This is a genomic window from Alteromonas sp. LOR (genome assembly GCF_000753865.1).
Classification (GTDB): Bacteria; Pseudomonadota; Gammaproteobacteria; order Enterobacterales; family Alteromonadaceae; genus Alteromonas.
This window is the reverse complement of record NZ_JQFW01000015.1, coordinates 1-24,166: the sequence shown is the minus strand read 5'-3', so window position 1 is coordinate 24,166 and position 24,166 is coordinate 1. Positions and strand designations below refer to the sequence as shown.

Annotated in this window: 22 protein-coding genes and 1 tRNA gene; 15 read left to right on the top strand and 8 right to left on the bottom strand. The window is 44.8% G+C overall.

All coding sequences use genetic code 11. The features are described from left to right. The first annotated feature begins 38 nt into the window (after window positions 1–38). Complete coding sequence (locus JV36_RS0105460) at window positions 39–494, top strand: MBOAT family protein (RefSeq protein ID WP_235207779.1); 456 nt, start codon at window positions 39–41, stop codon at window positions 492–494. A 98-nt stretch (window positions 495–592) separates the two neighbouring features. On the opposite strand, the gene JV36_RS0105455 is transcribed toward JV36_RS0105460, so the two are convergent. Together JV36_RS0105455 and JV36_RS0105450 are read right to left on the bottom strand one after the other, a co-directional pair. Then, window positions 593–1,147: a hypothetical protein gene (locus JV36_RS0105455; protein WP_032096411.1), complete on the bottom strand. Its 555-nt coding sequence runs from the start codon at window positions 1,145–1,147 to the stop codon at window positions 593–595. A 210-nt stretch (window positions 1,148–1,357) separates the two neighbouring features. Then, window positions 1,358–1,434 (bottom strand) — tRNA-Ile (locus JV36_RS0105450). Between the two features lie 437 nt (window positions 1,435–1,871). On the opposite strand from JV36_RS0105450, the gene JV36_RS0105445 reads away from it, so the two are divergent. The 9 genes from JV36_RS0105445 (at window position 1,872) to JV36_RS0105405 (ending at window position 9,669) form a co-directional block, all read left to right on the top strand. Further along, the gene (locus tag JV36_RS0105445) at window positions 1,872–2,681 is read left to right on the top strand and encodes an MbnP family protein (protein ID WP_032096412.1); all 810 of its coding nucleotides are present in this window, start codon (window positions 1,872–1,874) and stop codon (window positions 2,679–2,681) included. Window positions 2,682–2,903: 222 nt separating this feature from the next. Next, the gene (locus tag JV36_RS0105440) at window positions 2,904–3,233 is read left to right on the top strand and encodes a hypothetical protein (protein ID WP_032096413.1); all 330 of its coding nucleotides are present in this window, start codon (window positions 2,904–2,906) and stop codon (window positions 3,231–3,233) included. Between the two features lie 206 nt (window positions 3,234–3,439). Then, a complete protein-coding gene (locus JV36_RS0105435) occupies window positions 3,440–3,802 on the top strand; it encodes a CidA/LrgA family protein (RefSeq protein ID WP_032096796.1) in 363 nt (120 codons plus the stop codon). 4 nt (window positions 3,803–3,806) lie between these two features. Further along, window positions 3,807–4,517, top strand: coding sequence for an LrgB family protein (locus JV36_RS0105430; RefSeq protein ID WP_032096414.1), 711 nt, complete (start codon window positions 3,807–3,809; stop codon window positions 4,515–4,517). 201 nt (window positions 4,518–4,718) lie between these two features. Beyond that, window positions 4,719–5,714, top strand: coding sequence for a response regulator (locus tag JV36_RS0105425; protein WP_032096415.1), 996 nt, complete (start codon window positions 4,719–4,721; stop codon window positions 5,712–5,714). Next, window positions 5,714–6,202, top strand: a complete 489-nt coding sequence (locus tag JV36_RS0105420; RefSeq protein ID WP_032096416.1) for a PAS domain-containing protein — start codon at window positions 5,714–5,716, stop codon at window positions 6,200–6,202. The genes JV36_RS0105425 and JV36_RS0105420 overlap by 1 nt, the downstream gene beginning before the upstream one ends. Window positions 6,203–6,306: 104 nt before the next feature. Next, the gene (locus JV36_RS0105415; protein ID WP_081926540.1) at window positions 6,307–8,109 is read left to right on the top strand and encodes an Lcl C-terminal domain-containing protein; all 1,803 of its coding nucleotides are present in this window, start codon (window positions 6,307–6,309) and stop codon (window positions 8,107–8,109) included. A 76-nt stretch (window positions 8,110–8,185) separates the two neighbouring features. Next, the gene (locus JV36_RS0105410; protein ID WP_235207804.1) at window positions 8,186–8,701 is read left to right on the top strand and encodes an Lcl C-terminal domain-containing protein; all 516 of its coding nucleotides are present in this window, start codon (window positions 8,186–8,188) and stop codon (window positions 8,699–8,701) included. A 161-nt stretch (window positions 8,702–8,862) separates the two neighbouring features. Then, the gene (locus tag JV36_RS0105405; protein WP_052010211.1) at window positions 8,863–9,669 is read left to right on the top strand and encodes a YggN family protein; all 807 of its coding nucleotides are present in this window, start codon (window positions 8,863–8,865) and stop codon (window positions 9,667–9,669) included. Between the two features lie 80 nt (window positions 9,670–9,749). Here JV36_RS0105405 and hemW read toward each other — a convergent pair whose 3' ends face one another. The 3 genes from hemW to srmB all read right to left on the bottom strand — a co-directional run bounded on the left by hemW (window position 9,750) and on the right by srmB (window position 12,976). After that, window positions 9,750–10,889: a radical SAM family heme chaperone HemW gene (gene hemW / locus JV36_RS0105400; protein WP_032096417.1), complete on the bottom strand. Its 1,140-nt coding sequence runs from the start codon at window positions 10,887–10,889 to the stop codon at window positions 9,750–9,752. Next, window positions 10,882–11,484 carry an RdgB/HAM1 family non-canonical purine NTP pyrophosphatase gene (gene rdgB, locus JV36_RS0105395; RefSeq protein WP_032096418.1) on the bottom strand — a complete coding sequence of 201 codons (603 nt, stop codon included), beginning with the start codon at window positions 11,482–11,484 and terminating at the stop codon, window positions 10,882–10,884. Before rdgB ends, hemW begins: the two co-directional genes overlap by 8 nt. 232 nt (window positions 11,485–11,716) lie before the next feature. Next, entirely contained in the window at window positions 11,717–12,976 is a 1,260-nt protein-coding gene (srmB, locus tag JV36_RS0105390; protein ID WP_032096419.1) for an ATP-dependent RNA helicase SrmB, read from the bottom strand. A 301-nt stretch (window positions 12,977–13,277) separates the two neighbouring features. Here srmB and msrA point away from each other — a divergent pair, with 301 nt between their 5' ends. Together msrA and JV36_RS0105380 are read left to right on the top strand one after the other, a co-directional pair. Then, window positions 13,278–13,877 (top strand): peptide-methionine (S)-S-oxide reductase MsrA, encoded by a 600-nt coding sequence (msrA, locus tag JV36_RS0105385; RefSeq protein WP_032096420.1) that lies wholly within the window; start codon window positions 13,278–13,280, stop codon window positions 13,875–13,877. Window positions 13,878–14,043: 166 nt separating this feature from the next. Further along, a complete protein-coding gene (locus JV36_RS0105380) occupies window positions 14,044–16,218 on the top strand; it encodes a S46 family peptidase (RefSeq protein WP_032096421.1) in 2,175 nt (724 codons plus the stop codon). Between the two features lie 91 nt (window positions 16,219–16,309). Here JV36_RS0105380 and JV36_RS0105375 read toward each other — a convergent pair whose 3' ends face one another. After that, window positions 16,310–16,897 (bottom strand): porin family protein, encoded by a 588-nt coding sequence (locus tag JV36_RS0105375; RefSeq protein WP_032096422.1) that lies wholly within the window; start codon window positions 16,895–16,897, stop codon window positions 16,310–16,312. Window positions 16,898–17,171: 274 nt separating this feature from the next. Next, window positions 17,172–18,485 carry a CCA-adding protein gene (locus JV36_RS0105370; protein ID WP_032096423.1) on the bottom strand — a complete coding sequence of 438 codons (1,314 nt, stop codon included), beginning with the start codon at window positions 18,483–18,485 and terminating at the stop codon, window positions 17,172–17,174. A 146-nt stretch (window positions 18,486–18,631) separates the two neighbouring features. Here JV36_RS0105370 and JV36_RS0105365 point away from each other — a divergent pair, with 146 nt between their 5' ends. Both JV36_RS0105365 and JV36_RS0105360 read left to right on the top strand, forming a co-directional pair. Continuing rightward, window positions 18,632–19,543, top strand: coding sequence for an ExeA family protein (locus JV36_RS0105365; protein ID WP_032096424.1), 912 nt, complete (start codon window positions 18,632–18,634; stop codon window positions 19,541–19,543). Further along, window positions 19,536–20,834, top strand: a complete 1,299-nt coding sequence (locus JV36_RS0105360; protein ID WP_032096425.1) for a general secretion pathway protein GspB — start codon at window positions 19,536–19,538, stop codon at window positions 20,832–20,834. Before JV36_RS0105365 ends, JV36_RS0105360 begins: the two co-directional genes overlap by 8 nt. Before the next feature lie 45 nt (window positions 20,835–20,879). Here the strand turns inward: JV36_RS0105360 and JV36_RS0105355 are convergent, their stop codons facing one another. After that, complete coding sequence (locus tag JV36_RS0105355) at window positions 20,880–22,166, bottom strand: HD-GYP domain-containing protein (protein ID WP_032096426.1); 1,287 nt, start codon at window positions 22,164–22,166, stop codon at window positions 20,880–20,882. A gap of 387 nt (window positions 22,167–22,553) precedes the next feature. Between JV36_RS0105355 and nhaC the strand changes: the two genes are divergently transcribed. Further along, complete coding sequence (gene nhaC, locus JV36_RS0105350; protein ID WP_032096427.1) at window positions 22,554–24,041, top strand: Na+/H+ antiporter NhaC; 1,488 nt, start codon at window positions 22,554–22,556, stop codon at window positions 24,039–24,041. Window positions 24,042–24,166: the final 125 nt, after the last annotated feature.

Here is a 24,166-nt window from a genome sequence, read left to right as displayed (position 1 = left end):
TAGATATCGCCCCATTTTATTTTCAAAAGAGACGTATTTTGACGATTAGACTAAATCAATATGTGAAGAAAAGAACCGGCTTAGGACTAGGTGCTTCTGGCTCTTTGCAAAATATGCTTTCACGTTCTCTAGGGGCCAAATCTTTCAGTCATTTTTGGCGGTATTGGAATCCGATATGGAGCTACTATTTATCGCGATACGTAATGCGGCCACTATCAAAATGGCTACCGCAGTGGCTAACGATAATGATAACTTTTGCAGTAAGCGGAGCGCTTCACGACCTAGCGGTTACCTTGCTTAAGTGGCACGCTATATTCTTTTTTACACCTTGGTTTGCAGTGATGGGGGCAGCAGTTTTAGTCACAAGCAAACTGAATCTTCAATACGCTAACTTCCCGTGGGCCATTCGTGCATTGTTCAATGTAGCGATAATAGTTGCGTGTTATTTGTTGACCTCGTTGCTTGATGGAGTGTTTGTGCAGGCTTACAGCTAACTTCACGTTTGTTGAGTTTTACGTGCTAGGGACTGAGAACCTTAATGATGTCTGCAGTCCAGAATTTATCGTTTCATTTGAAGCAAAAAATAGCGGAATTATGTCTTCGGTAATAATGCCATTTTTGACTTCTTAAGATCGTTCATAGCTTGTTTACCTGTCACTTGCACAAGATAAGGGCTTGGATCTAGCATTGCGTCTTTAAACTCAAGCTTAAAGTAATATTCTTGTCCAGGCTTTGCTTCAAAATCATGAAGCGCGACATAATCAATTTTATCGTTAGTGTTTTTTGCTTCAGCAGCAGAAATTACACCGGCTACCGCAGCAAGCGGAGATACGGGCGTATATATTGGGCTTTTCTGTAAATCTGCCAATAGCTCAATTCGTGTAGGAGCTGTATCGAAACGATAGTAAGTATTTCTAGAGATGACCGCGAGCGGTTTGGGACTTTGCTGACTTACATTTTGAGCCACAAGCCAAGAAAAAGAGGCCGCATAGGCGTCGGAATCACGATAAATCGTAATTCGTGCTTGATCTGGAGATACGGTATCAGGTGCTTGTTCAAACGAAGCGCCTTTCGGATTAGAAGCGCATCCCGATGCTGCTAACAAAACCATCAAAAAACCAATTAATAAAAACTTTAAATGTTCCATATTTATATCCTTTTATTTAGACAGCTTTTATACAGGTACTTCTCTATATTATTGTCGTGCAAGTTAAGAATAGTATGTGATAACAATCATAAATTCAATCACACATTGCGCAGCCTTTATCCAATATGCTCGACAAAATTCGAGAGGGAATTAGGGTTAGCTTTTTAATTTTGAGTGCGTTTGAGCTTTATAGAATATTTTGGGAAAAAATGGTGGCCCAACCCTGACTTGAACAGGGGACCTGCCGATTATGAGTCGGATGCTCTAACCAACTGAGCTATTGGGCCATTTTGAATTGTATATTGCGCTGCGTTAACTATGTGATTCAAAGCTATGTTTGAAAGCAACATGAGCTTCACATATTCAAGCGACCGCAAGTATAAGCAGTTTTATTTGGCTTGTCACGCCTTGGCAATAGCTTTATGAATTGTTTGCTTTATTTTTGTTCACATTAGCGCAAGATGTGGTGAAAAGCTTTTGGCGATGGGCGCAGATTTCTCTACTCCTATTAAGTTTCTTGACTCGCTACAGCCAAAAGCAGCACTATTAGGGCTGTTTTTGATTGGCTCAGGGCTGTTGTCGATTGGCTCAAGGCTGTTTGCGATTAGCTCATGGCTGCAAACAATCGCTTGGGTTAATTGACTACGCTTTTTTTAAACTTTACTTCCTTATTGCTTGTCTATTAGATGTCTCATCTCTTTTTTTACAGGATAAACGCTCCGTTATGAACATGCATTCCCGTTCTGCTTCTTTACTAGCTCTATTGTTTACTGCCACCTTGTCATTGAGTGGTTGTGATATGGGGAGCTTTGGCAGCAGAGAAGCTGGTGAAATACCGTTTAAACTAGTGGGCGTTGAAACTGATGCCTGTCCCGTCATTGTGCGCGCCGGAAACGACAGATGGAATATCGACTACTTTGGGTTCTATTTGAGTAAGCCAGAGGTGCGGGTTGACGGGAAATGGCAGCGAGTGAAGTTTAAGCAAACACAATGGCAAACGCCGTCTACCGCGCTTTTAAAATTTCATACCATGTGCAGCAATCCAAGCGATGCGAACAATAAGATTGTATTAGACGTTTCCGAAGAGCTATTAAAGTTGTCAACCAACTTGCGTTTCACTATGGGGCTGCCTTTAGAGCAAAATCACGCCGACATTAATAAACAGACCTCGCCGATAAATGATAAGTCTATGTTTGCTAACCAGTTAGACGGGCATATGTTTTTGCGGTTAGACGTATCAAAAGCCGGTGACCCGTCATCGACATGGTCTTATCATTTGGGTAATGCAGGGTGTGAGGATACAGGTATTGATGAGGTGAAAGTTGAGGCGTGTGCATTCACTAACCGTGTTGAGTTTATACTTCCCATGACACAGCTAGATACCGACCTAGACATTGATATTTCAGTGTCTAATATATTTGCTCAGTTAGATATAAACGAGGTAGACGACTGCAAGTTTGCGTCATCTGAAATTGCGCCGTGCAAGAAGCTGATCAACAACTTGGTATACCGCCCATGGATAAAATGGCACTAAATTAGCGCGATAAACATAGAAAAGAGGCAGTAGTTGCAGCGAAAGTAGGCAAAATGCGACAAAAAGTCGTATTTATTTGCCTGTTTTATTCGTTTTATGTTTATACTTTAGTCAAAGCAAGAGCTTACTGCTTATGTGCTACGCATGTGATTAGTGGTAAACTTATAATAATTTTAACATTGCATTGCCTTATACAGCAGGTGCGCTGTCGCGGAGATAAAAATGACAGAAAGAGCCTTTATTACAAGTGGCCGTAACACCATTATTCATAAAATTCGAAAGCTAGACTTACTGGTCATTAATGGAGACGAGCATCCGCCGATTATTGTTACCTATAAAGGTATTAAGCAGTACGAAGGCAAAGTGCCAGAGAACAAGCGCGATGCCAAAATGATGGATATGGAGCTTGTGGACGTGACGATGAGCGACGTGTTTGGCGATGAGAAAACATTGGTGTTCATCCAAACCCTTAACGGAAAAGAGTACAAAATAGACTACTCGAAAGTTGGCACCAGCATGTTTATTAAAATTCACCAAGACAGCTTCTTCTAGGCCGATAGTGAGTTTTTAGCAAGTATTGATTTTAAAAGTAAGGGCTAGTTTATCTAGCCCTTACTTGTTTCTGACGCCTCACTTTGCAGCATTCATCATTAACTAACGCGTGGTGATCATTTATTAGTAAGACCTTTGTCGCGCTTTTCAGCATGCTAGTATGAGAATACACTTGCTAATCAATATCAAAGAGACGAAAGGCGAAAATGCTTCAGCTTAAAAATACGTTCATTGGCGCTTTTGCTATTTTACTCGCCTATTACGGCGGGGTATTTCTTTCAGCTTCCCTCGGTCTGCCCATTCCCGGCCCGTTACTAGGGTTGGTATTATTGCTCTCTTTGCTTTTCGCCTTTCCAAACATTGAAACACACACCACATTAGTGGCGCAGCCTTTACTCAAGCACATGTCTGTACTTTTTGTTCCCGCCGTATTGGGAGTCGGTATGTATTGGAGCGATATTGAAGCTAATGCGATGGCGCTGGCTGTAGCGATTGGGGGCACCACAGCATTAAGCTTGGGGTTAACGGCGTGGGTAGCGAATAAACTAATGAAAAAGAAGTCGATGTAGCGCAATGATAGATGCGATCCTCAATACCTTTACCGTAAGTGGCCTTATATGGTTACCCGTTACCCTGTGTTGTTACGTCATTAGCGTAAAAGTGAACCTGTTTTTTAACGGCCATCCCGCATCACACCCATTGGTAATTACGGTATCGCTGGTGGGGCTCGCGCTTTTATTCAGTAATATGAGTGTGCCTCAGTATCAACAATCGGTATCGCTGTTGCACTGGTTATTAGGGCCGGTAACCGTTGCTTTAGCGCTGCCTATTTTTAAGCAGTGGCAAAAGTTAAGGCATTACGGCTGGCGACTATTTGCCAGTATTGCGGTAGGCGGTGTGTTGGCGCCCTTGTTAGCGTGGTTTACATTGTATGCGCTGGGTTCGCCCGTTGCGCTTCAGCTCACCATGTTAGCTAAATCAATAACTACGCCGCTGGCCATGGAAGCCACAGCTCAAATTGGCGGCATACCAGCACTGGCGGCTGTTTTTGTTATCACCACGGGTATTGTGGGAGCGGTGGTCTCCAACTCGGTCTTTTTGTTGTGCCGCGTAACAAGCCCAGAAGCTCAGGGCATCGCTCTAGGTACAGTGGCCCATGCAGTAGGCACGGCCAAAGCTATTCACATGGGCGAGGAGGTAACCGCAATGGCAACGCTTGGGCTTTGCATTAACGGCTTATTTACCGCTTTTATTCTCCCCCTTATGTTCAGCATAGTGTTATAAAGCCCCAACAGCATTAATTTGGTGCTATCGTTGGCAATATTCCCCAAAAGTGCTATTTCTTAGTGATGTATTTCATATCATTATACGCTTATGCAAAAGCGCGTTTCAGTTTGCTGTTATTCTGCCGATACGGTTACATTAGTTAGTAATTGATAACGTCGGTGAAAACTGGTTTCTTAAATTAGGTGGTATAAAAGCTTAATGTTTTCCGTACTCGTTTGTGATGACTCATTAGTTGCACGAAAGCAAGTGGCTAAGTGCCTTCCCCAAGATTGGGACGTTGCTGTGCACTTTGCTAAAAATGGCCAAGAGGGGCTTGCGTCCCTTACCGCCGGTAAAGGCGATTTGCTTCTACTCGACCTAAATATGCCCGTACTTGATGGGTACGGCACCTTAGAAGCGATTCAAAAGCAGGGGCTTAAAACTAAGGTTATTGTGGTGTCTGGTGATATTCAGCCTGAAGCCCGTGACCGAGTAATCTCGCTTGGTGCGTTAGATTTTATTCGCAAGCCCGTCGACCCTCAGGCGCTTGCCGAGGTATTAGATAAACATAATATCCTGCATGCTGAAGAGGAAGAGGTGCATGAGGTTACTCCTCTTGACCCCGATATTCGCGATTGCTACCAAGAGATTACTAATATAGCCATGGGCCAAGCGGGCGACCACCTAGCCAGAACCATGAACGTATTTGTTGAATTACCCATTCCCAACGTCAATCTCATTGAAGTGTCTGAACTTCATATGATGCTGTCAGATATAGAAAGTCATGAAGAAGTCACCGCGGTTTGCCAAGGCTTTTTAGGCCCAGGTATCAGCGGCGAAGCGCTGTGTATTTTAAGTGATTCGAGCTTCGACGACGTGGCCAAAATATTAAATGTAGAAGGTGAGGTAGACGACCAGCTTCAATTAGAACTATTGATGGACGCTGCCAGTATTTTAATTGGCACCTGTCTCAGCGGGCTGGCAAATCAGATGGATGTTAATTTCAGCCAAGGGCATCCCATTGTACTTGGTCAACACCGCGCGATTACCGAAATCATCAGTATGAACCAAATTAAGTGGAAGCGAACGCTTGCCATTGAATTAAGCTATGGCCTTGAGGGCTACAACGTTCAATGCGATCTCATTTTGCTGTTCACTGAGGAATCGATGAAAATGATGAATTCAAAACTCGCCCATTTGCTGGAGGACTTTTAATGAATCAGAATCTCGACGATTTATTAGAATTCCATTGGATGATGGATATGCTGCAAACCGTTGATGTGGGTATTGTGGTGTTAGATAAAAGCTTTTCTGTGCAGGTGTGGAACGGTTTTATGGAAAGCCACAGCGGAATGCTGCCTAGCGAAGTAAGAGACAAATCGTTATTTGAGCTATTTCCTGCCATCAAAAAAGACTGGTTTATGAAAAAAGCCAAGCCAGTGTTTGAATTGAAAACCCGTGCATTTATGACATGGGAGCAACGCCCCTATTTGTTTAAGTTTCCCAACTATCGGCCGATTACAGGTAGTGAGCCATATATGTATCAAAACATCACGCTTTCACCGTTGACTTCGGCAACGGGTAAAGTGGATTACATCAGTATGATGATTTATGACATGACTGATGTGGCAGTAGGGAAAAAGCAATTAGAATCGTTGCAGGTATCGGTGTCAGAGGCGCAGGAGTCGAAAAGAATACTCTAGCGTTAACGCAACTGCATCACCTCATTCCTTACTCCCCTCAGTAATTTAAAACATACTGTTTTTTAAAAGCACGGCAAATAGGTTGTCGTGCTATTGGAGCTTTTATGCAAGTAACGCCTTTTATTCATTCTCCTCGCTTTTTTACTGCCGCGACACGATTTTTTGTTGTGTGTTGTGGTGTCTTTATTTTAGGTGCATGCGGCGGAGGTGGCTCCGATTCCAACAGCAGTCCAGGCAACATTGCTCTGGCGGTAAATGCAGGGCCAGACGCCACCGTTACAGAAGGGGTTACTTATACATTAAGCGGCAGCGTAACTGGTGGAGACGGTACCTATAGCTATAATTGGACCGCGTCGCCTACCCTAGATATTACCCATGACGATACATCCACGTCTTCAGCGAGCTTTGTCGCTCCCTCGGTCAATGAAAGCACCAGCTATACCATTACATTGGCGGTAAATGACGCTAGCGGTAATTCAACCAGCGATGCCACTATCATCACAGTTGCGCCTATTAATATCGATCCCGTGGCAGATATTTCTGTTCCTCAGTGGAGTGGTTTGCCAGCCAATAATTTTCCAGGCGGTGTGAATATTGTATTAGACGGCTCTGGCAGCAGTGATGCTGATGCGCCAGCAAATACAAACGCTATAGCCAGCTATACGTGGTCGCAAACCAGCGGAACCAATGTCATCACGGGTGTGGAAACCAATCTATCTACGTTGAGTATCACTACGCCTATTGCAAACGATCCACAGACCCTCGAATTCCAGCTAGAAGTGGTTGATAGCGAAGGGGCGAGCGACACCGCTTTAGTGAGTTTGTCTATTCAGTCTGAGGCCGAAACGTTACCAGAAGCTAACGCCGGCTTTTCGCAAGGCGTATTTAGTGGTGAAGTTATTGTGTTGAATGGACAAGCGAGTACCAGTATTCCGGCGGCAGAGCCGCTTCAATATTCTTGGGAGCGAAGCAGTATTGCAACCTCCTCTTTGTCTGGTGCGACTGGCTCTGACCTAAACAATAGCGACCCAACAAGCACATCGGTAAGCATAAAAGCCGTTGACGATAGTGATGCGCTATCTACTTTCGCCATTGCCCCTGCGGTATCGTCTGCCACAGTAGTGACGTATACGCTTACCGTAACCGATGCCAATAGCAACAGTGTTGAAGATACTATTTCGGTGCGTATTCAACCCATGCCCACTGCGTTAGTCAACGACACTGGTTTTTTACAACAAGCCACCAATAATGCGCTAACCCAAGTACAGCAAAACGATTTCCCTGGCCAAGACGGTCAGCGCGGCTCTGATGTTATTGAACAAAATGGATTAATAGAAAAAGCAGGTAGAGGTAAAGCCGGTTTTGATTTTACCCGCTTAAACGCAAACGGCGATGAGCAAGACGCTGATGCCCAAACATGGTCTTGCGTTCGCGACAACGTAACCGGCTTGGTATGGGAAGTGAAAACCGATGACGGTTCGGTGCGCGACGTAAACTTTACCTACTCTTGGTATAGCGAAGAAGTTAACGGCGGTTTTGAAGGCGACCAAGTGGGCATGGCCGCAACATGCCTGCTCACTAACTGTAATACTACGGCTTATGTTGCCGAGGTTAACTCACAAGGTTTGTGCGGCTTTTTCGATTGGCGTATGCCCACGCACAAAGAGCTCTTTTCGCTTATGCATCTTGGCGACGTTAGCGGGGTAGCGATAGATGAAGATTACTTCCCTAATACGGGGGCTCCATCGAGCACGCCTCTTTGGTATTGGTCGTCAGTGCCAAGCGCAGACGGTGTAAACAGTGATGATGCACAAAATTCATGGGCGTTAGATTTTGACTCGGGTGTTGATAACTTTCTCAATAAGTCCACGGCAGCGAGAGTGCGTTTAGTGAGAGCAGGGAGATAACGTGATGATACTACCTATAAAAAACACCTTTATGACAAAAGCTGCTGCAGCCATAAACAGCACATTAAACGCCAAGATGGCTGGTGCATGTATGTTAGCGGCGCTATGCATTACTCCCAGCGTGGCGCTAGCGCAAGAGTGTTTGTCAGATGGCCTGGAAACCACCCCTAATGACAACTTTACTGCGGTAACAACCAGTACATTGCTTGATGTTACCACCGACCTTGTATGGCGACGTTGCTCAGAAGGGCAAACGTGGAACGGCTCAACTTGCGAAGGTGAAGCGATAAAGTACACGTGGCAAGAGGCGCTGCAACTAGCCCATCAAGCAAGCGACGAAGATTTGCTTGGCTGGCGTTTACCTAATGTGAAAGAGCTTGCTTCGATTACCGAGCGAGACTGCGTTAGACCCGCTGTGAATAGCTCGCTTTTCCCGGCCACCCCCCCTGATGATTTTTGGACTTCTACACCATCTGCTGACGATCCTGATAGAGCTTGGGTGGTTGCCTTTTTTAATGCAAGCCACTCGATTAAAGAAAAAGACCGATTTATTTATGTTCGCTTAGTAAGAACATTTACCACCGACAATTAGACATCTGCGTTTAGCAAAAACAAATAAAGTTATCGATGGAAAAGCACATAATGATTTATGTGCTTTCTTTTTATCCAATCTAGTTCAAGTTCAACCTGATTTTTAGCACGTTAAACTCAACACGGCTTTTTATTTTGTCGTAAGCTAGCCACAATAGCGTTATGAAATATTTCCCTCGTTTCAAACCTATTTCGATACTGCTTTGCTTGCTAGCAGGGCTGCCTTTTTCTACGCAGGCTGAATATACCTGTAACATCGATTTTGCCTACGGCATTGCGGTTAATAGCGACCAATTGCGAGTGATGGATAAAACTCGCACAGTAGTGCAAATTAACGAACAGTCTCAGCTTTTTATTAACGGCAGGTGGCAAACGCTTAATGAAGAGCAGCGTGCTTGGCTTAGTGAATATTCAAATGGTCTGCATTATGTAGTGCCGAAAATGATAGTGCTGGCCACCGAAGGAGTAGATTTGGCTATAGATACTATCGAGCATGTTTACTTGGGCTTGGTAGGTAGCGATCACGACAGCTACGAGCGCTTGAATACCGCAATGAAGCGGGTACAAGGCAGAGTGAAGGATAAGTTTCGCCATGCCAGTAATCACTATTTTATTGGCCCTGGGTCCCTAGAAAGCGTCGATGAGTTTGTAGACAGTGAAATTGAGGCGCAGCTTGAAGAAGCGATCTCTACCTCAGTAGGCGGTATTCTCTCAGCCATCAGCGGTATTAACACCGACAGCAGCGAAGTGAATGAAGAGAAAGTCGCGGCGATTACAAGACAGCTTAATACGGTTGGTGAAGGTTTAGACGTTGGCGACAAGGCCACGACGCTGCGTAAAAAAGCAGAATGGTTTTGTGAAAAGCTTAAGCGTTTAGACATTGCCGAGGAAAACTTAAGAGCCAGTCTTCCAGCGTTTGAACCCTACAACATTATTACTTCGCAAACAGCACAAACGGCTAACGAGTAAGCTCGGCGCTGCTGCTTTGCAAACAAACTGCTGCTTTTAAAATTGCAATGTATAACGCGGTGCAGGTTCATTTGCATGCATTACACAAAGCAGGAAAGCAGCGTATTTAAGTAGCGTCGGCCCTTAGCTGTTACCTGCCAGTGATGCGGTGTAATGTCTAGCAGTCCTTTTTGCGCAGCATCATCTAGCGCAGCCTTCACCTCATCGCTTATTGAAACGCCTGTTAGCGCACTATAGTCGTCGATAGGGCAGGGCTCTAAAAGACGGAATCTATTCATAAAAAACTCAAAAGGAATATCGTCTTCTTCTACCAGTGTGGTGGTATCGATATAAGGGCGACTCATTTCCATATAGCCTCTAGGGTGTTTCACCTTTACTAGCCTTTTTATCGTCCCGCTTTCTATATCCGTTATTTTGCCATGAGCCCCGCAGCCAATACCTAAGTAGTCACCAAAACGCCAATAGTTTACATTGTGGCGACACTGGTGGCCTTCTTTTGCATAGGCTGAAATTTCATATTGCTGGTAACCCGCTGCTTCTAACACTCGGTGCCCTTGTTCTTGAATTTCCCACAGTATGTCGTCATCGGGTAAGTCGGGAGGGCGAGAGTAAAAAGGCGTGTTTGGCTCGATGGTCAGCTGATACCAAGATAGGTGATAAGGATTAAGGGCGATGCCTTTATCTAAGTCTGACATAGCATTGTCGACGCTTTGCTGGGGCAATCCGTGCATTAGGTCGAGATTGAACGTAGGCAGTCCAGCGCTGTGCGCTTGCTTTACTGCATTGATAGCTTGGTCATCGTTATGAATACGGCCAAGCACCGCTAAATGCTGCGGTTGGAAGCTTTGAATTCCCACAGAAATACGGTTTACGCCAGCTTGATAAAACCCTAAAAACTTTCCAGCTTCCACGGTGCCAGGGTTGGCCTCCATGGTAATTTCCGCATCAGGTGCTAAATTTACCCGGGCTTTTATGCCAGCGATAATATCTGCCATTGCGTCTGCAGAAAATAAGCTTGGTGTGCCGCCACCAATAAACACGGTATCTACTTGCCTATCGCCAATAGACTTGGCGTCTTCTGCAAGGTCATCGAGTAGATGAGCCACGTATTCTTTTTCTGGCAAAGCCGACTTTAATCCATGTGAATTAAAGTCGCAGTAAGGGCACTTTTGTACGCACCAAGGAATATGCACATACAAACTAAGGGGTGGATTACGCAAAAGCAGATCTCATATTATCAAGTAAAATGGCCAGCGCTTTACCGCGATGACTAACACGATTCTTTTCGCCGCTTTCTAGCTCTGCCGCTGTGCAGCCGTGGGAAGGTAGATTAAAAATGGGGTCGTATCCAAAACCACCGTCGCCTTGGCGAGCTTTAAGAATTTCGCCTTGCCATTTGCCTTGGCTGACAAGCGGTACTGGATCATCAGCGTGACGCATAAATACTAGTGTGCAGAAAAAGTGGGCTTTGCGTTTTGCTTCGCCATCAAGGGCAGCCAAGAGCTTATCGATATTGTCACCGTCGCTGGCGTTTTCACCAGCATAGCGAGCCGAGTAAATGCCTGGAGCACCGCCTAATGCATCAACTACCAACCCAGAGTCGTCTGCGATAGCGGGCAAACCCGTTACCTGAGCTGCATGGCGCGCTTTAATAATGGCATTTTCTACAAAGGTGGTACCTGTTTCTGGTACGTCTTCAACGCCCAGTTCTTTTTGTGCAACTACGTCTACGCCGTATTCAGCAAAAAGAGAGGTGAATTCACGTACCTTGCCTTGATTACCCGAGGCTAAAACAATTTTTTGGGGAAATGTCATATCATTACTCTGAGTTGAATAGGTTTGCCACAGTCAGTGGACCAAGTGAACTGAGTCAACAGCGGGCACTAAGGGGCACTTTTTCATTGTACAATCTGACAGCTAGCTTTGTTTCTAGCCATAGCCATTAAATTTAATGATTAAACTTAATGGCTCAATTTAATTGCACAAATTAGATGCCCTTGTCAGATACCCTTTTTAGATACCCTAGCAGTGCTTAACAAACTCTGACTTACTTGGCTTTTTTGCCAGCTGACTTTGCTTTTGAACTCGCCCTTGCTTTCGCTTTGTTCTTCGGCCTTGTCTTTTTCTTTGTTGCTACCTTTTTCTTTTTGGCAGTAATTTTGGGCGTTTTGTTTTTAGGTCTAAGCTCGGCGATAACTCGCCCTTTAATAGGCTCTTCCATATAACGGGCAGCTTTTGCAACCATGGCAAAGTCGTGGGCTTCTACCAGTGAAATAGCAGTACCTTTTGCGCCAGCGCGGCCGGTTCTTCCTATTCTATGCACGTAAATATCGGCTTTGCGTGGCATATCAAAATTAATCACATGGCTTACATCGGGTACGTCTATTCCACGTGCCGCAACGTCGGTGGCAAGTAAAATAGGCACTTCACCGCTTTTAAAACGCGCTAATGCGGCGTTTCGTTTGTCTTGCGGCATTTCGCCCTGAAGCCAGCAAACATTGATTCCTTTAGACGCAAGCACGTCTTTAAGCATCTGCAAACGCTCTCGTGTTTTTACAAACACAACTGCAGTAGTCACTTGCTCTTTAAGAATGTGAATAAGCAGCGCTTGTTTATGAGCGAAGTCATCGGCAAGGTGATACCACTGGTGTATTTTATTTTTTTCTTTGCGCGATGGATTTGCTTCAACAACTTCAGGGTTAATTAAGATGTCTTTCGCAAAGTTTCTTACCCCAGCGCCTTCTAACGTTGCTGAGAAAAGCAGGTTCTGTTTGCGCCAGCGAGCTTCTGTGGCTATTTGATTTACCACGGTAGAAAAGCCCATATCGAGCATGCGGTCAGCTTCATCAAGAATTAAGCATTCAATATCACGGCAGTCAGCCGTTTCTTTTTCGATGTGCTCTAAAAGGCGTCCCGGTGTGGCTACAAGAATATCTAAGTTTTGGCTTAGTGTTTCTTTGTCGGTGCCATAGTTAATACCGCCAGTAATAACACCACAGATTAGTTGCGTATGCTTGGTAAAACTTTTAGCTTGCTCGTATACCTGAAGGGCAAGTTCACGAGTGGGCGTTAGAATTAATATACGCGTAGCGCCGGGTTGCTTACGCGGGTAATCCAGCAAAAATTGACACGCAGGCAGCAAGAATGCCGCTGTCTTTCCGGTACCGGTGGGTGCAGACGCTAAAATGTCTCGTCCGTCCATGGCAAGTGGAATAACCAATTCTTGAATATTAGTTGGGGTTTCATAACCCATATCGGCCACGGCGTGACAGAGAGTTTCGTCTAATTCGAGTTCTTCGAAAGTCATAGTATAAAAACGCTTAAAATGAATGGGGTGTATTGTAGCATTGATGCGTCGAAACACAGAAAAAAACTGTACAGGAAATGAGATTATCTCTGCATTCCCTTTCGTTCTCGTTTACGCGTTTTGCATCAATTGCAATGGTAAAGTTGCTAGCGCTAAATTAAAACCGCGATTTTGTTTTAACCGTATAGACTCAACTACAGATAAAAATGCAATTACAAACGCAAAGCAGGCTAGGTCAACACACCTAAACGTTTGAAAATAGCTAAACAAAAGCGCTTCTCAAAATAGGTAAAACGCTGTTATGAAAAAAATTCTTACGCTGGCAATAACATGTGCCGTACTTTTTTATGGTCCTTTAGCAATGGCTGCGAAAACGAAACAAGCCATACTGGCAGGTGGCTGCTTTTGGTGTATGGAAAAAGACTTTGAAACATTGGAAGGGGTAACTGACGTTATTTCAGGTTTCACTGGGGGAAAACTTAAAAATCCAACGTATAGTGGCAATCATCAAGGTCATTACGAAGCCGTGTTGATCACTTACGACGCTAGCGTGTTGAGTTATCAAGATATTTTGGACCATTACTGGGTAAACATCGACCCATTTGATGACAAAGGCCAGTTCTGTGATAAAGGACCTAGCTACCGCAGTGCCATTTTTGTGAAAAACGAGAATGAGCGCATGCTGGCAGAAAAATCTAAGCAGGCGGTTATCAGCCAGTTTCCAAATCAGCAGGTGGTTACACCTATTCTCAACGCCTCAACCTTTTACCCCATCAAAGGCAATGAAAGCTATCATCAGGACTACTACAAAAAAAGCCCGATCCGTTATGCAACATATCGCTGGGGATGTGGCCGCGACGCTCGCTTAGAAGAAATTTGGGGTGATGCTGTCACGCACTAAGTACTTCACCGCCTTTGGTTACACTTGTTAACAATTGTGTGCTCACTATATGCTGACGCTTTTGCGACAATGCAAAAATACTAAACTGTGTGTAGCCAGTTACTTTATCTCACGGAATTTTAAGGCGGCTCATCACACCGTCTATTGGCAATAAAAAGGAAAATCTATGTCAAAAATAAAAGCGTTATGTATTTCAACTGCATTTATTGGTGCAGCTGGAGCCGCGTTGCACGTAAATGCCAAAGAAGGCATGTTCACGCCAGAGCAATTACCATCAATAGCTAGCGAGCTAAAGCAAACTGGGCTGGCCATTCCTGCTGAAAGTATTAACGACTTAACGGCATTCCCCATGGGCGCCATTGTGTCGCTTGGTGGCTGCTCAGCGTCTTTTGTGTCGGATAAAGGCTTGGCGGTTACTAATCATCATTGTGCAAGAGGGTCTGTGCAATACAACAGCACGCCTGAAAACAACTATTTAGAAGATGGTTTTCTTGCCAAGCAAATGAATGAAGAGCTGCCTGCTGCACCTGGCACCCGTATGTTTGTTACCGTTGGGTTTGAAGACGTAACAGATAAAGTAACTGGTGGTATAAAAGAGTCGGTAGAAGGGCGTGCGCGCTTCGATGCTATCGAAGCTAACCGTAAAGCATTGATCACCGAATGTGAGTCACAACCGGGTTTCCGCTGCTCAGTGCCGTCATTTTTCCAAGGCCTTGAATACAAGCTTATTAAACAAATGGAAATACGCGATGTTCGCATTGCGTATGCACCTGCAGATTCCATTGGGAAATACGGCGGTGATATCGATAACTGGATGTGGCCTCGTCACACGGGCGACTTTTCGTTCTATCGTGCTTACGTGGGTAAAGACGGTAAGCCAGCCGATTTTAGTGAAGAGAACGTACCATTTAAGCCAGAACATTTCTTAAAAGTGTCTGCCGCAGGGCTTAGCGACGGCGACTTTGTTATGGCAGCGGGATACCCCGGCTCAACAAATCGCTATGCGCGTTTGTCCCGTGTGTCTTACACATTCGATTGGTTGTACCCCACCTATTTAGATTTAGTAGGCGAGTGGATTGATACTATCGAAAAAGCGTCAGAAGAAGGAAGCGACGCGCGTATTAAATACGAAGCGACTCTTGCCGGTTTAAACAACTTCCATAAGAACACATTAGGCCAGCTATCTGGCGCCAAACGAGTAGGATTAGTACCACGTCGTGCTGAGCGCGAAGCACAGCTGTCGGCTTGGCTTGATAAAAATGACAAAAGCGAACTTAAGCAGGCGCTAGCTGAACTAGACGCGGTAAGCGAACAGCAGATGCAAATGAATAAGCAAAACTTTTGGTACAACAACTTGAATCGCGCTCAGTTACTGTCGTCTGCGCAGACGTTATATCGCAATGCTATTGAGAGTGAAAAGCCAGATGCTGAGCGTGAATCTGGATTTCAAGAACGGGATCAAATTCGCTTAAAAGAAGGAATGGAGCGAATAGAGCGTCGTTTCGATCCGGTTGTTGATCAAGCCGTTTGGCAAAAAATGATCAGCATGTACCTCGAGCAACCTGAAGAAAATCGCGTTGCTGCATTTGACGAAGCGGTTGGTATTGACGGCTCTACAGACAGCCAAACACTGCAGAAAACGTTGAAGGCGTTTTACGAGAATACCTCATTAACTGACTCTGAAACTCGACTGTCATGGCTTACCGCTAGCCGTGAAGACTTTGAAAAAAGTGATGACCCATTCATTAAATTGGCCGTTGCTCTTTTCGATACTGAAATGAGTATTGAAGATCAAAGCAAAACCTTAAGCGGCAAAGCCACAGCGCTTCGCCCTAAATACATGAAGGCAATTATTGAATGGCAGAAGTCGATGGGAAGTTTGGCTTATCCAGATGCTAACAGCACATTGCGTGTGACTTACGGTAACGTAATGGGCGGTTCGCCTAAAGATGGCCTTATCTACGAGCCTTTCACCCGTCTTGAAGGGATTACTGAGAAAGACACAGGCGAAACGCCGTTTAATTCACCTAAAAAACAGCTTTCACTCATCAATGAGTCGAAGTACGGCCCGTATAAATTGGATGATATAAACAGCGTTCCAGTTAACTTTTTAACCGACTTAGATTCTACAGGCGGTAACTCAGGGTCTGCTACTTTAAATTCGAAAGCCGAATTAATTGGTTTATTGTTTGATGGAACCTTTGAGAGTGTTAACTCAGATTGGGACTTCGACCCTAAAACTACCCGCACTATTCACGTTGATACCCGCTATATGCTTTGGGTAATGGAGTATGTAGATGGGGCAAACAACTTAATTGAAGAAATGACAGTTGTTAGGTAAGAAGATTAAGTAAAAGGACGTTAGATAAAAAACTGAAAGACAAAAGCCAGCCTGATTAAAGGCTGGCTTTTTAGTATTTGAAAATTGTTATTTAGAAGCGATATTCAACACCAATACTCGCTTGTTTTAAATCGGTTTCAAAATTAGTGTCGTCGATATCGTCAACGGCTTCTTCCGCGTCTAGTTCAGCATCGTACACCGTGTATTCCGCGTTCACTAGGAAGTTAGCGGTAATGGCGTAACTTAAACCTGCGCCAACGAAAAGGCTTTCATCGTCGGATTCATTCGATATGCCGCCTAGATTGTACTCAGTTTCTGACCACAGTTGACCTGCTTTTGCATAGAGTGAGAAACGGTCTGTTAGCGGAAGAATACCTTTAATTGCTGCCGTATACCCATCGGTATTTCCGCCAGCTAAGTCGGTGCCGTAGTCACCGAAATCGATGAAGCTACCTTCTAATGCAACGTACTCGTTAAATTTATAACCTAGCAATCCTTGCCATACATCTTTGTCGTCATCAAAGTCGTCTTCACCTTCTACACGAAGGTATCCGTAGTTACCACCTACATAAAAACCACTGTCGTCAGCGGTGATATCGTTTGATTGCGCATGGGCACCAAATGATGTTAGCGATGAAAGTGCTGCGATTCCTGCAAGTGTTGTAAGTGTTTTTTTCATAATGACATCCTCTTTTCAATTTATAACTTTCCATTAGCTTCCCTTAGGGAAGTTCAACGTGAAGCTGTAATTGTTCACGGTTGATGTGATTAGCTATTCAATTGGTATGCCAGCGTAAATTTCACAGAAAAGAGGGAAAAACCGTGAAAGAGTTTCACAGTTTACAAAGGATTTTGACCGGAGTTGTACAGCTTTTAATCGTCGATTAAAAGCTGTACGGCAGAACTTTCTTGCGGTTTGAAAAGAATACATAAGCTTTGCTGTATGTAATGACTTACTTAGCGCCTTCGACCTGCCCTGACTCGATAGCATGGCCTATGGCCTGCAGCTTTTCTTTATCTAACGCTTCTTTTATTGCTGCGCCTTTGTGCCCATTGGCAATAATGTCTTTAACATTAACCTGGTTCGCTGCGGCTAAGGCCTTATTAATTAGGCCGTGCGTGGCTGACCATTTTACTTCTCTTGCCTCTGCCGCCGGACCGATGGCAAAAAGTAATCGTTCAAAGCGCTCAGGTCGTCGCCACGCGTCCGCTGCGTTGAAAACAGTGATCAGGGCATCAGAGGTTATGCTGGTTTCAGTAAAGCTTGCTCTATGGCTTGTCGCAGGGCCAATACCATTGCCTAGCAATAAGGTTTTAAATTTACAGGCCAGCACAACAATCTCGCTTACTTGGTTTGGCACCCTTAGGCGTTTACACAGCGCCGCTGCTTGTTGCTCATCTAACAATATGCAAAGTGAGGTAAACCGAGTAATTAATATTTGGGTATCATCGTGTTCTTTTTTATCAGCGCTGACGTTTTCATCCGCCTTACTATCGATAATAACGTCTCCGTCACTGCTGCTGTCGCCGTTGCTGCTACTGCCATCGCTGCTACTGCCGTTGCTCCTACTGCCGTTTCTGCTAGTGGCGGCTACTGATTTAATTAGTAACACTATTGCTTCGTCGATGAAGTCAGTGAGTTCCATAAACCAGCTTGGCAACGCTTTGCTTTTTGCTAACGTTGAAAAATACACTTCGGGAGATTGCTCTAAAAGGCTGCGCTTAGTCTCTTGCCATACGCGCTCTGCACTTAGTGCTTTTAATTCACCACTTTCTGCCATCGATGTCATAAGGGCGATGGTGTCTTCGGCAATGTAAAAACCTAAGTAGGCATACCTAGCCGCAAAGCGGGCCGCGCGAAACACCCGCAATGGATCTTCGCTAAATGCTTGAGAAACATGGCGCAAGCACCTTTTTTCTAAATCAGCTTTTCCGTTATAAGGGTCGATAATATTGCCCGAATCATCTTGCGCCATGGCGTTAACGGTGAGGTCGCGACGTCGTAAATCTTCTTCAAGAGTCACTTCAGATGATGCATCGCAAATAAAGCCCGTGTAACCAGCCCCAGATTTTCTTTCTGTGCGAGCTAGGGCATATTCTTCATTAGTGCGAGGGTGAAGGAATACAGGGAAGTCTTTTCCTACTTGTGTAAAGCCCTTTGCGAGCATGTCGTTAGGGGTTGCTCCTACTACCACGTAATCGCGTTCGGTAACGGGCCTTCCTAACAACGTGTCTCTAACGGCACCGCCAACCAAGTAAACTTGCATGTATTCTCGCTCTTCAAAAAGTAAGGGTAATAATGATGAGTATACCAATGTTACAATTAAATTTGTTACTGCGTGCTATGGCGCTTTTACTTACCGTCATGCTCTGGTAGTTTAATCATCGTTTTTACGATAAATTAGCGAAAACCATGTACTTGAATTACTTCGGGTTAAACGACAACCCGTTCTCCATAGCGCCAAACCCCGACTATCTTTACATGAGCCCACGACACAAAGAGGCTCTAGCACACTTAACCTTCGGCTTAAGGGAAAGCGGAGGTTTTGTAATGCTAACTGGGGAGGTTGGAACAGGCAAAACAACGGTTTCGCGAAAATTACTTCAACAGCTGCCGGATAACACTCAGGTAGCGATGATTTTAAACCCCACGTTATCAGCCTTAGAGCTCTTGGCCACCGTGTGTGACGAGTTAGGGCTTTCATATTCATCTGATAAAGCCAGTCTTAAATATTTCACTGACCTCATTTTGTCTAAACTCGCCGAAAATCATCAATCGGGTATGAATACCGTATTGATGGTTGACGAAGCGCAGCATTTATTGCCTGAGGTATTAGAGCAGTTGCGCTTATTAACCAATTTAGAAACTAACCGAGAAAAGCTCCTTAAAGTGGTGTTAATTGGTCAGCCTGAGCTACAGCAATTGCTTAAACGCAATGAACTTCGACAGCTTGCACAACGCATAACGGCTCGTTATCACCTGCTGCCGCTAACCGCCCCAGAGGTGAGTTCTTACATTGCTCACCGACTTAGCGTGGCAGATGGCGATATCAGTATTTTCAGCAAGGGTACCTTGCGTGCAGTACACCAAATAACGGGGGGAATTCCTCGGGTTATTAATTTGCTATGTGATAGGGCGTTAACCCTCTCATTTACTAAGCAACATGCGGTGGTGAAAAAGCCCATTTTTCTCGCAGCGGCAGAACAGATTTTGGGTGAAGATGTAGTAAGCCAAAGAGTGCAGGGCCAAAACCGGTGGTACTTGGCGGGTACGTTTGTACTAGCGTTAGTGTGTGGGTATGCCATTGGGAGTTTGTATGTCTAGTATTGTTGCTATCGAAAATTTGCAGCCAGGCATGGTGATAGTTCAAATTACCAAGCAAAACGGGCCAGTTAAAATACGCAAATCCGGATTAGTATCGAGCGATGCTATGGTGCAAGGCCTCTCAGAAATGGGAGTGCAAGAACTTGAAATTGACCCTGAACAAACGGTTGAAGTTGCACCTCCAACTCCCACTTCAACTCACCATCGCACGCAAACGCAGGCATTATTGCGGGGCCAGCACGATACGTCGGCGCGTTTCGATAAATCGTTGAATGACCAATTCAATCGCAGTTTATTTTTGCCTACTGTTGAAGGCCTTCCGTCGTCGTTTTCACTTTATGCAAAGCAAGCTTTTGTTTTTGCTGTTGTGATTATGGGGGGACTGGCACTAGGCTTTACCGCAGCGACTAAGAATAATTGGTGGCCGGCGTTAGCCTCATCAATTTCTACCGACACCTCAACATCAGCAGGCAATATTGATACGGCAGCAAATACGCCTTCGAATACCAGTACAAATGCAGCGCCGAATGAAAACGGCATTGGCGGTGAGCAAACTTTATCTACTAATACAGGGAATAATTCAACGCCAGCGCAACAGACATCACAACAGCCAGGTCAGCAGTCAGCGCAACAACAATACGTTGGTAATACGCGAGATAATGCGCAGAATGTGATGAACAACAATGCATCGCAGCCGTCGAATAATCAAATGGCGTCAGATGGCTTTGACAATAATGCTCGCAATTCAGGGCCAGGCACTAATTTTGAGGGCGCTAATTCTGGAAGCGCTAATTCTGAAATTGGCAGAGCTGGCAATCAGGAAAGCACGGGGCAGGAAAGCACGGGGCAGGGGAGCACAGGGCAAAATATTACGGGTGAGCAGGGCTCTACCGACGAGTACGAAGGGAAAGTGCTTAACGAGGCAAATAACGCTAACAATATTGAGGTTTCTCCAGAGCTAATGGCGCGATTTAACGCTGCCGTTGAAGCACTTGATGACAAATCACCGGGTTCAGCGAGAGAGCCTGAGACAAAGGTAACGGTACGTGACGATACACTGCGGGTAGACCAATTACCGGTAAGGTTATTAACTCGGCTGCCTACAATGAATTTCAGTGCCCATATGTACGCGTCTCAACCGCGAGATAGGTGGGTTAGGGTAAATGGTCGTCAGCTTTCAGAAGGCGACTGGATTGCCGACAAAGTCCAAATTGTAAACATTGAAGCTCAGCGGGTGGTGTTAGCCTTTGAAGATGAAATATTTACCATGGCAGCGCTTACTGACTGGTAGCGTGTAAGATGAACCAAGCCCCGGTTGTCGGTAATCGGCTATCGATTAGTGTGGGGCTTGATGAACAAACACTTCCTTGAAAAACTTCGGCAGGTTTATTCTGAATTCTTCCGGACGAACGCCAGACACCACTTCATCGTTATAATGACTAAGGTCAATTTTTTTAATTTCATTAAAGTGGTTCGATGTCACGCTGTAAAACGTCATCACATGAGGGCTTACTGGATCTTTAGGATTAATTTTACTAACAATGCCTAACTTGCCGCTTTTTAATTTAACCAAAGAGCCTACTGGGTGTACGCCAATACATTGGATGAACTGGGTAACTAAGGTTTGATCTAGGCCAGATGATTCTGATAAGCGTTTGAGCGCTTGCATAGGCGTGAGACTTGGCTGTGACGGGTGATGAGATGTTAACTCGTCATAGGTATCAACAATGGCGGCTATTCGAGCAAACTCTGATATTTCGTCGTTACAAAGCCCGTCGGGATAACCACAGCCGTCTACTCTCTCTTGATGTTGTTCAATAACCTGCAAAGATAAATCGGGAATATCTCCGCATTGCTCTACTAGGGTAACACCAATTTCTACGTGGGTTTTCAAAACCGCGAGATCGTCTTCAGATAGGGCTGCAGTAGGCCTTCGAATGTCAGCAGGTATTGACGACATGCCCGTATCCATAAGCAATGCCCCAAGACTTGCTTGTTCAATACTGTCTCTGTCGTATCCTAAGAATTTGCAAAATATTCCGGTCAACACTGAGCAGTTTATCGAGTGTTCTAGCAGGTAGTTGTCAGTATCTTTAATGAGGGTGAGGCAACTTAAGGCGTCTTCGTTATCAAATACACTTTCGATGAGACTGTGCGATAGCGACGTCATAGGCGATAAGTCAGTCACGGCTTCTTGATTTAACGCCTTTACAAACTTACTTTGAATAGACAGTGCATTTTCATATAAGTCGTTAGCTTTGTTGATAGAGGCATTGTCTAGGGGGTTTGACTTATGAGCTTTTGACTCAGAAGCTGAGAGCTCCTTGGTCGGCGCTTGCTCTTCATGTGCCGTGCCTTTATGGGCCGGGCTATTATTTACCGAGCTATCATGTGCCGAGCTATCATTTACCAGAGCATCAACTTGTGTTTCTTCATTGCGTTGATGTTTTGACTTAGCAATATCAACTTCGAGAAGTAAGATGCCTTTCTTCTTCAATGTATCCACAATGCTTTGAGATTTAACAATGCCCTGGGAGCGCATATGAAGCGTACCAGATTGCTCTAGAACCTGTGTAACGTACATTCCTGGTTTAAGCTCATTAATAGGCACCTGTTCTAGCATTTCATTGTCCGTTTACTGCATTGTTTTAGGCTCGTTAAATTAGCATAGGGTTATGTGTGATGATATGCCAATAATGAGGAATATTATTTTTAATAACCGTAAAAGTCGACTTCTTGTACTTACAGTGGTTTTCATTGAAAAATGAAACCAAACGTAACGTTTAAATATATGCCCAAACCCGTGACCAAGCCCTTGCATAACCACTGTCATTCTCCATGCATTCGATCTTTTACACGTAAAGTAGCGTAGTAAACCTGCACAATTAATAAATAATTAACTCTTGTAATAGCGCTTTTCATATCTAGCGAAGTACTTTTTATATCTAGATCGCTATTCACAGCATAGGGTCTGATTGTCTATATCAGTGCTCTAGTATAAGGATGTCCTATGAAAGATGAACAGCAAACTACGCCCGGGCTTTTGCTGGCGTTAACACCTGTTGTGTTAACGCTGATAATCTTGGGAACACAGATTTTCTACTTTGGCGTTTTCGAGCCTCATATCCCCCTAGCGATAGGTTTAGCCCTTGCAAGTTTTGTAGGTGTTTACCTTGGACTGTCGTGGGAAGATATTCGCGCCGGTATTTTTAAAGTTATCCATGTTGCGCTGCCATCGGTAAGCGTGCTCATAACGGTGGGCATGATCATCGGTATTTGGATTGCCAGCGGCACAGTTCCCACCATTATCTATTACGGCTTAAAAACCTTATCGCCAGAGATATTTCTCGCCGCTGGCATGGTCATTTGCGCCGTGGTGTCAGTGTCTTTAGGCACTAGTTGGGGAAGTGTCGGAACCGTTGGTTTGGCCCTGATGGGCATAGGCGAGGGGTTTGACATTCCCATGTATTGGACGGCAGGCGCTGTTGTTTCTGGCGCATTTTTCGGTGATAAAGTATCGCCGCTTTCTGACACGACTAACCTAGCACCAGCGGTGACAGGCACCGACGTCTTTTCACACATACAAAACATGATGGCCACAACTATACCGGCCATGGTTATTGCGCTGTTAATCTATATTGGCGTTGGTTTTTTTGTTATCGATACGCAAAGTGTGTCGTTTGAAAAAATTGAAGGCATTACGACCGCTTTAGAAGATAACTTCTACATATCTGCATGGGCGTTATTGCCTGCTTTAGTCGTGATGGTATTGGCATTGAAGAAATTCCCACCTTTGCCTTCGCTGTTTGCAGGCGTAGTTGTTGGCGGCGCGTTTGCAATGGTTACACAAGGGCAGTCACTTCAGGCCGTGTTTGACTATGCGAATAACGGTTATTCCATTCAAACTAATATAAGCGAAATAGATACATTGCTTAATCGCGGCGGCATTCAGTCGATGATGTGGACCATTTCGCTAGTACTTATTGCCCTAGGTTTTGGTGGTGCGCTTGAGACTACAGGCTGTTTGAGAAGCATTATCAACGCTATCAAAAGTAAAGCAAAAACATTCGCAGGTACTCAAGTTGCAGCCGTAGGAACTGCGTTTGCAACGAATCTTGTTGCCGGTGACCCGTACTTATCTGTTGCCCTACCAGGACGTATGTATTCTCCTGTTTATCGCGGCATGGGGTATTCAACGCTTAATCTTTCCCGAGGTATAGAAGAGGGCGGTACGCTAATGTCTCCACTCATTCCGTGGAATGCCGGAGGCGCTTTTGTTATCTCTGCATTAGGACTTGGCATCTCCGGTGATAACTTGCAAAACCTACTCTACATACCTCTTGCTTTCGCATGTTGGACAGCGCCATTAATAGGAATATTTTATGCCTATACCGGTATGTTTTCACCGAAGGCATCGGATAAAGAGCGTGAAGAGTGGGAGTCATCAGGTGCTGATATTGCCAAGTTCAATGATGACGGAACGCCAGTGACCGAGTGATTGTTCTTTGCTGTTTAAAGTATTTAGGGAAAATAAAAAAGCGAGGGTTGAAGTGACCCCCAATAGTTGGACTATCCAATTACTGGGGGTCTTTTTATGTCCAAACATCACAGAGCATTTAAGTT